This is a genomic window from Shewanella sp. AC91-MNA-CIBAN-0169 (assembly GCF_040310165.1).
Lineage (GTDB): Bacteria > Pseudomonadota > Gammaproteobacteria > Enterobacterales > Shewanellaceae > Shewanella.
Genome location: NZ_JBEOPM010000074.1, coordinates 1 through 408 on the forward strand (window position 1 = coordinate 1; position 408 = coordinate 408).

Here is a 408-nt window from a genome sequence, read left to right on the forward strand (position 1 = left end):
TGGGTAATCTCCCCATTTTTAGCTGAGATCAAAAGTAGAGACTTAGGCCACTAGTGCCAGTTTTTGCTTTGGTGGGACACCACCAATTGCTGTATTGGGTCTTTCATTGTTATAAAACCATAGCCATTGTGTCGCATGTTCCTGTACCTCGGCAATACTATTCCAAAGATATTGGCTCAGCCATTCGTATCGCACAGTCCGATTATAGCGTTCTACATAGGCATTCTGCTGTGGATTGCCAGGCTGAATAAATTTCAGTTCTACATTGTGTTTTTCAGCCCAGGCAGCCAGTACCGCACTTATATACTCTGGACCATTATCACTGCGTATCTGTTTTGGTTTTCCACGCCATTCGATGATTTGATCCAATGTTCTCACCACACGCTCCGCAGGTAAGGAGAAGTCGAC

Annotated in this window: 1 protein-coding gene; it reads right to left on the reverse strand. The window is 44.6% G+C overall.

Features of this window, described 5'->3' with window-relative positions; all coding sequences use genetic code 11:
* Nucleotides 1–42: 42 nt before the first annotated feature.
* Nucleotides 43–408 (reverse strand): integrase core domain-containing protein (locus AAEY98_RS22175; RefSeq protein ID WP_351019712.1); only part of this gene is annotated, 366 nt, incomplete at its 5' end.